Below are 12,392 nucleotides of genomic sequence, written 5' to 3'. Positions count from 1 at the left end.
AATGACAAAACGTACAGATATTAAAAAAATCATGGTCATCGGTTCCGGTCCAATCGTTATTGGACAGGCTGCGGAATTTGACTATGCAGGTAGCCAGGCATGTCAGTCACTTCGTGAAGAAGGATATGAAGTAATTCTGATTAACTCCAATCCAGCAACGATCATGACGGATACAGCTATTGCCGATCGAGTATATATTGAACCTTTAACATTAGACTTTGCAAGTCGTATCATTAATAAAGAACGTCCAGATGCAATTCTTGGAAGTCTTGGTGGACAGACAGGATTAAACCTTGTTGTTGAACTTGCAAATTCTGGTATTTTAGATGAATATGGTGTTGAAATTCTTGGAACAGATTTAGAAGCTATCAATAAGGCAGAAGATCGTGAGTTGTTCCGTGCATTGATGTATGATATTAATGAACCGGTTCCAGAAAGTGATATTGTACATAGTGTAGAAGAAGCTGTAAAATTCGCGGAAGAAATTGGTTATCCAGTTGTCGTTCGTCCTGCTTATACATTAGGAGGAACTGGTGGAGGTTTTGCGGATAATGAAGAAGAACTTCGCAGCATTGCGGATAATGGATTAAAATTATCACCAGTACACCAGTGTCTAATTGAAAGAAGTATTGCAGGATTTAAGGAAATTGAATACGAAGTTATGCGTGATTACAATGATAATGCTATTGTTGTATGTAACATGGAAAACATTGATCCAGTAGGTATTCATACAGGAGATTCCATGGTTGTTGCACCTGTACAGACATTAAGTGATCGCGAACATCAAATGCTTCGTAATGCCAGCTTGAAAATCATTCGTGCATTGAAAATCTGTGGTGGATGTAATGTACAGCTGGCACTTGATCCAAAATCTTTTAAATACTATGTCATTGAGGTAAACCCTCGTGTATCTAGATCTAGTGCTTTAGCAAGTAAGGCAACAGGTTATCCAATCGCAAAACTTGCCGCAAAAATTGCAGTAGGTATGACTTTGGATGAAATTATTAACCCAATTACAAAAACAAGTTATGCATGTTTTGAACCTGCATTAGATTATATCGTTACAAAACTTGCACGTTTCCCATTTGATAAATTCCCAAATGCAGATCGTCGTTTAGGAACACAGATGAAAGCAACAGGGGAAGTTATGTCAATTGGACGTACATTTGAAGAAAGTTTCTTAAAAGCAGTTCGTTCTTTGGAAATGAAATGTGACCATATTGAAAATAAAGACATTGCGATGTTAACAACAGAAGAATTATGGGAAAAAGTACATGTGCAGGACGATTTAAGAATGTTTACGATTGCGGAACTTCTTCGTAGAAAAGAATCTATGGAAGAAATTCACAGAATTACAAAAATTGACTATTTCTTCTTGCATAAATTCAATAATTTAATTGTTTTAGAAGAAAAAATGATGGCACATCCAAAAGATGTGGAAGTTTTAAAAGAAATTAAAAAGAATGGTTTTGCAGATTCCTATATCGCAAGAAAATGGGAAATGGATGAAAAAGAAGTATACAATCTTCGTAAAGAAAATGGAATCATTCCTGTATATAAAATCGTAGATACGTGTGCTGCAGAATTTGAAAGTGCAACACCATATTTCTACTCTACTTATGAACAGGAAAATGAGTCTGTTCGAAGTGATCGTAAAAAAGTCATTGTATTAGGTAGTGGTCCAATCCGTATTGGGCAAGGTGTAGAATTTGACTATGCGACTGTTCACTGCGTTATGACACTTCGTGAATCTGGTTATGAAGCAATTGTTATTAATAACAATCCAGAAACTGTTTCAACTGATTTCTCTATTTCTGATAAATTATATTTTGAACCGTTAACGATTGAAGATGTAATGCATATCGTTGATTTGGAACAGCCATTAGGTGTAATCGTACAGTTTGGAGGACAAACAGCGATAAACTTAGCGGATAAATTAGTAGATAGAGGCGTTAAGATTTTAGGTACGACTTTGGAAGATATTGACCGCGCAGAAGATCGTCATGAGTTTGAGGCAATGTTACATAAATTAGATATTCCTCAGCCTAAAGGAGAAACCGCTGTAGAAGTAGAAGAAGCTGTTAAGATTGCAAATCGTATTGGATATCCGGTGTTGGTACGTCCATCTTATGTACTTGGAGGACGTGCAATGGAAATTGTACATAACGATGATGATTTGCGTGTATATATGGCAACTGCAGTAAAAGAAATCAGTCATGATGCACCAATTCTAGTAGATAAATATATCGTTGGTAAAGAGTTGGAAATCGATGCGATTTGTGATGGAGAACATGTTTATATTCCAGGAGTAATGGAACATATTGAGCGTGCTGGAATTCACTCTGGAGACTCTATTTCTGTATACCCTCCACAAAGCATTTCACAGAAAGTAAAAGATACAATTATCGATTATGGTATGCGTATTGGGAAAGGATTCCACTTTGTAGGTTTATATAACATTCAGTTTATCGTAGATAAAGATGATAATGTATATGTACTGGAAGTAAATCCTAGATCTTCTCGTACCGTTCCATTCTTAAGCAAAATCACAGGAGTTCCTATGAGCCATATCGCTACTCGTTGTGTTCTTGGTCATTCTTTAAAAGAACAGGGATATGAAGAAGGTGTCAAAGAAGAAGAAAACAGAGTGTTTGTAAAAGCACCAGTATTCTCTTTCGCAAAATTAAGAAGTGTTGATACAGTATTAGGCCCAGAAATGAAATCTACTGGAGAAGCTCTTGGAGGAGATATTACATTAGAAAAAGCATTGTATAAGGCTCTTCTTGCAAGCGGAATTAAAATTCCAAATCATGGTACTGTCTTGATGACGATTGCGGATCAGGATAAGGAAGAAGCATTAACAATAGCAAAACGTTTCTCTTCTATCGGCTATGGAATTTGTGCAACTGCTGGGACAGCAAGTTATTTAAAAGAAAACGGATTGTATGTAAAAGTTGTAAACAAGATTTCTGAAGAAGGCGATGAAATGAATGTACTTGATGTTATTCGTCAGGGACAGGTAAATTATGTTGTAAATACGATGTCAAATGACAAAGAAGTTACAAATGATGGATTCTTGATTCGTCGTGTTGCGGCAGAAAATAACATCAGCTGCTTTACATCTTTTGATACAGCAAATGCAATTCTAAAAGTATTAGAATCTTTAAACTTTACAACAATTTCTATGAATGAACTAGAAAAGTAAGAAGTTAAGCTCCCATGAGGAGCTTCAGATTGTTGACAAAGTGGTACTTATAAACAAGTATCGCTTTTCTTTTTTCTTAAAATAATTTAAAATTGTGCTTTTTATTAGATTTTGTACAGTTTTAGAGAGGTTTTTCCACCTCCATCTGGACATTCTTTTTAGATTATAACACGCAAAAATCATCAGCGACTGATGCTGATTTTTTTGTAGCCCTCTTACTCTGGTATATCTCAACGTGTGATGTTCTTTACAGTCTGCGAACACCCTCTCTATGCTTTCTTTACGCCTTGGATAGATTTCTTTCCATTCCGGTGTATGTCTTATCTCATCCATTACCTCCTCCCGGTATTCCTCCCATACATGACGTGTCACTACTTTCTGAAAGTTCTTTGATGATGTACATCTTCCTCTTAAAGGACAGTTCTCACAATCCTTTGGATTTGATTTGTATTCTTTATATCCAAGCTTGTTTGTCGTGCTGTATGACAGCACCTTATTATTTGGACACAGATAACAGTCATATCCTTCATCATATACATACTCGTACTTCTTATAATATCCTTTCTTTGTCATTGGTCTTTTATAAGGCGCATACATTTTTTGCCCATTTTCTAATATCGTCTTACATATTGCTGGTGTTATATATCCTGCATCCAGACATACATTTTTTATTTGATCCATATATTTATCGTTTAATACTTTATACGCTGAAAAGAAAGATACGCTGTCATGTACGTTTCCCGCAACACATACGCTTGCCAGTACAAATCCATTTCTATCGCAAAATGTTTGATGTGAATAAGCAAAACATTTTTCTTTTTCACCTTTATGGAAACAGCCACTCTCCGAATCTGTTTTACTGATTTTGATATGCTTTGTTTGTATGTCCCTTTTCAGTTTTCCCGTTTCTTCATCAAAATTTAATTCTTCTTTTTCGTTTTTTTTAATTGGTTTCTTCCCATGTTCTTCACGATCCCTGTTTATCTCATCCAGCAGATCGTTTTCATATATCTTCTTCATAATTTCAACTTCTTCATCTGTATACTTGTTTTTATTCGCATTTGCCTTTTGATGTGTGGAGTCTCCATATACAGTTTCCATATCTACAAAGCCATAAGAGATTGCCTGTTTCAATATCTGATCAAATATTTTTTCAAACACTTCACTGTCACCGTATCTTCGGATATAGTTTTGACTCCAGGTAGAATAATTTGGCACCCTTTCATCCATGGAGATTCCCAGAAACCAGCGATACGCAAGGTTTACCTGTATTTCTCTGCAGGTCTTTCTCATTGAACCTATTCCGAAAATAATATTGATGAAGATCATTTTAAAAAGAACCACAGGATCTATGCTTGGTCTTCCAACATCACTGTAAAGATTTTCTACAAGAGGGTAGATAAAATTCCAGTCGATACAGCTTTCCAGCATTCTGATATCATGATCCTGCGGTACTAATTCTTCTATTGTATTTAATATAATACTATCGTTTTTGTTATTTCTTCTTGTCATTGCCATATAAAATCTCCTCCGTAAGCCATTATAATTATATCATCTTCGCACAATAAAAGGCAGAAAGAGCAACAATTTTTTGGCTTACGAAGTCATCTTTCTGCCGTGTTTATATTATCATATTTAAAAATGGTTGTCGACTACTTTGTCAACAACCTGAAGCTCCCATGAGGAGCTTTTCTTTTTCTGCTTTGGCAAACATTTTGTATGAAAGATGTAAGAAATTCTTTATATATAAAATCCCTGTATAGTGTAATCTAAAAGAAAGAAAGCAGGGAGAAATATGAAAAAGAAAGTAGGATTTGTTATTGCAGGAATTTTTTTATGCTGGTATTTTATGAATAGTTTTCATATATTGCCGCATAAGAAATATACAGATGAAGATTTTAATATTGTTACATATAAAAGTACAATAGACAAAGATAAAGATGGAATGGATGACCAAAGTGATATTTTACAAAATGTAAGAAGTTATATAGCTACAAAGCCAAAATATAAAAGCAAGTATTATAGTGGTGGGTATCCGGATGATGAATATGGTGTATGTAGCGATGTAGTAGCCTTTGGTTTAAAAGATGCAGGATATGACCTTATGGAGCTTGTAGATGAAGATATTAAGAAAAACCAAAAAGAATATCAGATTGATATTATAGATAAAAACATTGATTTTCGAAGAGTAAGAAATTTGAAAGTGTTTTTTGATCATAACGCAAAATCTCTTACAACAGATATTTATGATATAAAAAACTGGCAGGGAGGAGATATTGTTGTATTTAAAAATCATATAGGAATTGTATCCAATAAAAGAAATAAGAAAGGAATTCCTTTTATCATTCACCATGAGCATTCTTTCCAATTCAATTATGAGGAAGATATTTTAGAAAAAAGAGAAGATCTTGTTGGACATTATCGAATGAGTTAAAATTGCTTATAGTATTCTTGTAAATAAAATTGAGTTGAAAGGTTATTTGTGTTAAAATATCTTTATATTTGTTTAGGGGATATAGAGGTATAAAATATGATTAAGAAAAAAAGATTCAATTATTATCTAACATTTCAGTTGATGGCAGATACAGCATGTTCATGTGCATTGGAATTGATGAAGGTTTTAAAAAATTATGATCCATCGATGATGGAAGCACATTTACAGACGATGCATCATTATGAAAATGATGCAGATCAGCGTAAACATGATGTGTTAAGTGCACTTGCTAAAGATAATCGACCGCCATTTGAACATGAAGATATTGCGGCCTTATGCAATGCGCTGGACGATGTTGTAGATATGGTTGAAGATGTTTCTATTGGACTTCATATTTATAACATTAAAGAAATCAAAGAAGATGCACAGGCATATGGAAAAGTTATTGTGAAATGCTGTGATGCTGTTTCACAGTTAATGAAGGCCATTGAAAAAATGGAATACAATGAAAAAGTGGAGGATTGTATCCGTTCGGTTGATTTGTTAGAAGATAAAGGAGATTTACTTTTTGCAGATACAACAAGAAAGTTATTTTCTTCTGGCATGGATCCAATAGAAGTTATACAGTGGAAGTCGATTTATGATCGAATGGAAAAAGCATGCGATGCATGTGAAGAAGTAGGGCATTTAGTAGAAAGCATGTCTATGAAGTATGTGTAAGATAAGGTGTAAATGGGCTCAAGATACTGAAGATATTTATGTTCGATATCATGATGAGGAATGGGGAAAACCTGTTTATGATGATACCAAACTATTTGAAATGCTTTTGCTGGAATCATTTCAGGCAGGATTATCCTGGCTTACGATTTTGAAAAAACGGGAAAACTTTCGTAAAGCTTTTGATAACTTTGATGCATGTAAAATAGCTTTGTATCAAGAAGATAAAATAGAGTCGTTGATGCAGGATAAAGGGATTATTCGTAATCGTTTAAAAATACGCTCAGCTGTTAAGAATGCAAAGGTTTTTCTTTGCATACAAAAGGAATTTGGCTCTTTTTCTTCTTATATATGGAAGTTTACGAATGGAAATATCATATATTTAGAGGGAGATGAGGTAGCAGTTACTACACCATTATCGGATACTATATCAAAGGATTTAAAGAAAAGAGGAATGTCTTTTGTAGGTTCAACGATTATTTATTCGTATCTTCAGGCAATAGGAATTGTTAATGATCATACAAAAGACTGTTATCTATATCATAAGTAAAAGTATCACAAGTAAAGCGATACTTTTTTTAATCCAGCGTATTAGCAGGTAAATAAAAAGATGCCTGTGTGGCATCTTAGTTTATAAAATACTATTTGTTTTCAGTATTGACCTGATCATGTTGACGTAACAGTGCCTGTGAAGCACGTTCAAAGTCTTTTGATTTTTCATAGCTATCAACAAGTTTACTGCTTTGATATTCAACCGTGTCGTATTTAGGATTATAAACAAATTTCAACAAGATTGGTGTGATTACTGTTGTTACAACAACCATTAGAATCACAGGGGCAATAAACTGTTCATCCATCATACCCAAAGCGATTCCTTTCATTGCGATGATCAAGGCAACCTCACCACGAGAAATCATACCTACACCAACACGTAAAGCTCTTGTATTTGGACACCCGCATAGCTTAGCACCAAGTCCACAACCGATAACTTTAGATAAGATTGCAACAATACAAATGATAATCGTAAAGGAAACGATCATAAAATTCATTTGAGGAAGAACTACCTTTAAACCGATATTAGCAAAGAACAGTGGTGATAACAGCATATATGATAAGATTCCAACACGAGAAGAAACATAGGTAGCTCTTGAGGTATTAGAAATAATCAAACCTGCAAGGAAAGCACCTGTAATATCTGCTACACCAAAGAATTCTTCTGCAATAAATGAATAAAGCAAACAGAAAGCAAATGAGAAAACAGCAAATCTTCTTAAATCACGATCATGACGCTGCATCCAAACCTGGAATCCTTTGTGTAATAAGAAACCTACTACACCGCTTAATGCAAAGAAGGCGATGATTTTAAATGCCATCATTGCAATGTTTACATTTGGATCTGCAAAACTTGTAACAACAGTTAATAAAATAACTCCCAAAATGTCATCAATTAAAGCAGCTCCTAAGATAATGTTTCCAGATGGAGTGGATAAACGTCCCATTTCTTTTAAAGTTTCAACAGAAATACTTACAGAAGTAGCTGTTAAGATAAGACCGATAAATACACTTCTCAATACATCTGTAGTACCTAATCCATAAGCCTGAGCAACTAGAAATCCTCCAACGAATGGAACGATAACCCCCAATGTCGCAACAATGAAGGAATTTTTGCCGGATTTCTTCAACTCATTAATGTCGGTTTCCAATCCGGCATCAAACATTAAGACGATAACACCTAATTCTGCGAGCTGGTTGATGAACTCTGTTTCATGAAGAATCCCTAAACAGGCAGGACCAAGAATCAAACCAGCCAATAACGCACCAACAACCTGAGGAAGTTTCACGCGGCGAGTTGCCATACCTAAAATTTTAGTGGTAGCCAGAATAAGTGCCACATCAAAAATAAAACCATATTCCATTTTTTGTCGACTCCTTTCGAACTCCGTCATTGTACTCCTCTTTTTTTTAAAAGACAATCCCTTTTATTGAAATAGCGGTTACATTTTAAAATATTTTACTTACATCTATTTTCTAGTGAAAATAAAAAAAGCGATAAACGATGTATCACTTTTTAAAATTAGAGATAAAAAGAGGATAAATCAGGAAAGCTATGATAATGCCAACTGCTGCCTGTATGATGTTTCCTGGAATACCAGTAAGTGCTAAGTACCAGCTCTGATTTATAAAGGCATCAGTTAAAAAATATCCAAAAATCATAACGATTGAACCTGTAAAATAGCTTACAAAACGTAACTTGCTTTTTTGGAAAATCTTTGCTATAAGAAATGCTTCCAGTCCTTTAATTATGAGCGTAAACAAAGCAAAATATGCATATCCTCCAGCGATGTCTGCAAGTGCACTTCCTGCTGCGGCAACCAGAACTGCGCATAAAGGTGATAAGACGCTGGAAAACAGCATGATGAACCCATCTCCCATATGGACATAGCCTTGAATGCCATTTGGGATTTTTAATAAAAATGTTGCCAAAAAGACTAAAGCAATACCCAAAGAGGACCATACAAGTTCTTTTACTGTATCATTTTTCATAATAAGCCTCCTTCCTGTTTATTCTAACAAAGAACTGTGCATTAAAAAATACACAAATTATATAAATATTTAGTACACAGTTTTATGTTATACTAGCTATGGAAGTGATTATATGAATATACAGAATATTAGTTTTGAAAAAAAGAAAGGGAAATATGTATATCTACAGATTTATGATAAAATAAAAGAAGATATTTTACATGGTTATTTAAAAAAAGGGGATAAACTTCCAAGTATACGACAGTGTGAACAGATGTGGAAAGTATCAAGAACAAGTATAGAGAAAGCCTATATAAGACTGATAGATGAAGGGTATGTATATGCGCTAGAACATAAAGGATTCTATGTTGATGTTGAAAAAGAAAGTGTTGCCTTTCGAAAACAGCTAATGCAGGAAACTCTTTCCAAAAAACAACAGAATATTCTTTTCGATTTGCAGACTGGAACAATTGATGTAGAACTTTTTGATAAAGTATTATGGAAAAAATATTTAAAAGAAGTGCTGCAGAATAAAGAACTGATTTCGACTTATGGTGATGCTCAGGGGGAATATACACTTCGTTTGGCATTACAAAAGTATGCCTATAGTATGCGTGGGGTATTATGTGATATAAAACAGATTCTTATTGGTTCCAGCTTTCAGTCACTGCTTTATATCATATGTGGAATGCTTCCCAAAAATAGTGTGATTGCGATGGAATCCAATTCCTTTATACAGGCAAAGCGAGTTTTTCAGGATTTTGGTTTTACCATAAAATACATAAGCAAAACAGAGGATGGATACAATATGGATGAATTGTATCGTTACGATATTACCTTATTATACGTTCATAGCGGAGCGTTTACCTCTACCTATAAACCGATATCCAAAGATAAGGAAATAGAATTGCTGCACTGGGCAGAAAAAACAAATTCTTATATTTTAGAAGACGATCATAATGGTGAATTGCGTTATCGAAGTCGTATACAGCCTTCAATGCAAGGTATGGATGTTGGTAAACATGTGTTTTATATTGGCTCTTTTTCAAGAATTTTACCTCCTGCGTTTCGTATAAGTTATCTGGTATTGCCTCTTCCTTATTTAAAAGAGTATGAAAAGCGCAAGAAAAGCTATGCTCCTACTGCCAGTAAAATAGAACAAATGGCATTGGCTCAGTATATCATAGATGGACATTTAGAAAAACATGTAAAACGTCTATCAAAACAGTATGGGAAACGCTGCAGGGAGATGGAAGATGTATTAAAAGAAATATTTCCAAATACCTCTGTATGGCTGGAAGAAGCGGCATTATGTTTTCATTTAGAACTGCCAAAAGGTAATAGCAAGTATATACAATCTCGACTTCAAGAAAAAGGAGTTTATCTCAATACAGCAAACCATCATGAACTTATGCTTTCTTTTGCCTCTATCTCTCAGAAAAATATGAGAACAGCACTTCTTTATTTAAAAGAAATTATAGATGAGATGTCTTGTGGATAAGCTAAAAGAAAACATGTTATAATGGGTTATAGACAGGAATGGTGTAAGAATATGAAGGATAGAATAGAAGATAAAAAGGATATAAAGCTTCAAAAAGAAATGAAGCAGTATAGAAAACGTATTTATGAGGCAAGTGGAAATGAACTGGCTGCTGTATTAAAAGAAATACAGGAGCGAATGGAACAGGAATTTAATGTAGAGAGTATGGTGTTGCTTTTTACAGAACTTTCTTCTTTGCTTAATGAAAAAGAAGAGAGTCCTGATATCTTGCAGCTGATTGTATTTTTAGCAATGCAAAAATGCCGTTTTATGCAGATCAACCTGTTTGGATTTGGAAAAGAAATTTATACGATGTATCATGACAGTCTTTGCTTTTTACGATATCGTTTGCGTTTTCTCATGTATCCAAAGCAGTTAATCGATATTGCAGAAGAAGATAAAACATATCTTGCACATGTGTATTTTTCATTAATGGATTTTGGGGTTGATGGCTTGCTTTTATTTGTACATGGTCTGTTTTCTTCTGGTGCTTCTTTTCAATGCCCTTATTGCGGACGTGTATATGAACTTCCTTCTTTGCTTCCAGGAGATGAAAGTGAAGGAAAAATTCAGCCGGTATTTAGAAAAGAGCATGCAGGTGTGTATGATCCTTATTTTATGTTTAAACATTATTTAGATGAAATGCAGGAAGAAGATTTAAATTCGATGCTGCCATATATATATGGCAATTTTACCTGTAAGCCATGTGACCAGCAGTTTTCTCTTATGGAAGGATTGCAGGAGTACAGCAAATATCATACAAAACTGTTATCTGCTCCATCAAAAGAAGAACTTGAATTTATATATTATCATGGAATATCTGCAAGAGAAAATGGAAAATTGGAACAGGCGATGTATTACCTGCAGATGGCATATTCTTTACAATTGCTGGTGGATAAAACAAATACGGCGGTTCATGCATCTATCCTTTTGGAAATCGCAAAGATTTATCTTATGAAAGAAGATGTAGAAAAAACATGTTCCACTGCAAAATATGTGATAGAACTATTAGATGAAGATATAGAACATAAGGAATTGCTTGGAGATGCTTATGCGCTTTTGGCGGATGGCCTTCACTTGGATACAGGAGTACTGGAAGAAGTAGGTGTAGAAGAAATACTTCTATATTATGAGCGGGCAATAGAGCTTTATGAGGAAGAAATGGGAACAGGATGTGAAAAAGCATCACTTATACAAAAAAGTATAGCTATTATGTATGGGGAGCAGGAAGCTTATCGTGATAAAGGTATCGCGATGCTGGAAGAAGGATTAAAAGAGGCAATTGATACCCATAACGAAGAAGAAATAGCGGATCTTCATCTTCGTCTTGCAGATATTTACGAACTTAATAAAGACTATGAAAAGGCTATTGTTCATTTCAAAGTATATTTGTCTTGGATTCAAAAAGAATATGGGGAATACAGCAGTATAGCAGCAGAAGAATATTTGCAGTATTCTGTTTTACTGGAAAAAAACCATCAGCTTCAGCAAGCTTTGGATATGGCTGAAAAGGCATATGAAATTTTGAATCATTATCTTTTGCAGGCAGAAAGAATGGGACAAGGCTATATGGAGGCAATGGCAGCAGCAGATGCAAGTGATCGTGTTGGGGCATTGTACCACTTAAATGGCAATATTGATAAAGCTCTTTATTTTTATCAAAATGGATATGATATACGTTTACATAAAGATATAGAGAACAAAGAATTAGCAAACGGTATTAAAGAAATGGCATCTATTTATGAAGAAATCAAAGATTATGATAAGGCTTTAATAGGGTATGAAAATGCTTTATCTATATATCATGATGTAAAAGAAATGGCATTTGCCAGTGAAGATGCTTTCTTATATCAGGAAGTGGATATCTGTAATCAGGCAATGAGTTATCTGCATAAACATATTAAGAAGATAAAAGAAGTTATGTCTGGAAATATACATTCTAATAAATAGAGGATATGAAAAAACAGCTTTCG

The 12,392-nt window shown here is 34.4% G+C and carries 9 protein-coding genes; 6 read left to right on the top strand and 3 right to left on the bottom strand.

The window, feature by feature from the left end; genetic code table 11:
* Position 1: 1 nt before the first annotated feature.
* The gene (carB, locus tag A9CBEGH2_RS05495; RefSeq protein WP_118277439.1) at positions 2-3,205 is read left to right on the top strand and encodes a carbamoyl-phosphate synthase large subunit; all 3,204 of its coding nucleotides are present in this window, start codon (positions 2-4) and stop codon (positions 3,203-3,205) included.
* Positions 3,206-3,229: 24 nt separating this feature from the next.
* Here the strand turns inward: carB and A9CBEGH2_RS05490 are convergent, their stop codons facing one another.
* Complete coding sequence (locus A9CBEGH2_RS05490) at positions 3,230-4,723, bottom strand: IS1182 family transposase (protein ID WP_115716370.1); 1,494 nt, start codon at positions 4,721-4,723, stop codon at positions 3,230-3,232.
* Between the two features lie 277 nt (positions 4,724-5,000).
* Between A9CBEGH2_RS05490 and A9CBEGH2_RS05485 the strand changes: the two genes are divergently transcribed.
* The 3 genes from A9CBEGH2_RS05485 to A9CBEGH2_RS05475 all read left to right on the top strand — a co-directional run bounded on the left by A9CBEGH2_RS05485 (position 5,001) and on the right by A9CBEGH2_RS05475 (position 6,906).
* On the top strand, positions 5,001-5,639 hold the full coding sequence (locus A9CBEGH2_RS05485) for a DUF1287 domain-containing protein (protein ID WP_118277440.1): 639 nt from the start codon (positions 5,001-5,003) through the stop codon (positions 5,637-5,639).
* A gap of 96 nt (positions 5,640-5,735) precedes the next feature.
* Positions 5,736-6,359: a DUF47 domain-containing protein gene (locus A9CBEGH2_RS05480; protein WP_115715245.1), complete on the top strand. Its 624-nt coding sequence runs from the start codon at positions 5,736-5,738 to the stop codon at positions 6,357-6,359.
* Positions 6,352-6,906 (top strand): DNA-3-methyladenine glycosylase I, encoded by a 555-nt coding sequence (locus A9CBEGH2_RS05475; RefSeq protein ID WP_118277441.1) that lies wholly within the window; start codon positions 6,352-6,354, stop codon positions 6,904-6,906. The genes A9CBEGH2_RS05480 and A9CBEGH2_RS05475 overlap by 8 nt, the downstream gene beginning before the upstream one ends.
* A 91-nt stretch (positions 6,907-6,997) precedes the next feature.
* Here A9CBEGH2_RS05475 and A9CBEGH2_RS05470 read toward each other — a convergent pair whose 3' ends face one another.
* A complete protein-coding gene (locus A9CBEGH2_RS05470; protein WP_115715243.1) occupies positions 6,998-8,272 on the bottom strand; it encodes a cation:proton antiporter in 1,275 nt (424 codons plus the stop codon).
* Between the two features lie 145 nt (positions 8,273-8,417).
* On the bottom strand, positions 8,418-8,900 hold the full coding sequence (locus A9CBEGH2_RS05465) for an ECF transporter S component (RefSeq protein ID WP_118277442.1): 483 nt from the start codon (positions 8,898-8,900) through the stop codon (positions 8,418-8,420).
* A gap of 112 nt (positions 8,901-9,012) precedes the next feature.
* On the opposite strand from A9CBEGH2_RS05465, the gene pdxR reads away from it, so the two are divergent.
* The gene (pdxR, locus tag A9CBEGH2_RS05460; RefSeq protein WP_118277443.1) at positions 9,013-10,380 is read left to right on the top strand and encodes a MocR-like pyridoxine biosynthesis transcription factor PdxR; all 1,368 of its coding nucleotides are present in this window, start codon (positions 9,013-9,015) and stop codon (positions 10,378-10,380) included.
* A 51-nt stretch (positions 10,381-10,431) separates the two neighbouring features.
* Entirely contained in the window at positions 10,432-12,369 is a 1,938-nt protein-coding gene (locus A9CBEGH2_RS05455) for a tetratricopeptide repeat protein (RefSeq protein ID WP_118277444.1), read from the top strand.
* The last annotated feature ends 23 nt before the right edge of the window (positions 12,370-12,392 follow it).

It is taken from the genome of Amedibacterium intestinale, from assembly GCF_010537335.1.
In the GTDB taxonomy this organism is placed as follows: domain Bacteria; phylum Bacillota_I; class Bacilli_A; order Erysipelotrichales; family Erysipelotrichaceae; genus Amedibacterium; species Amedibacterium intestinale.
This window is presented reverse-complemented; position numbering and strand designations above follow the sequence as displayed.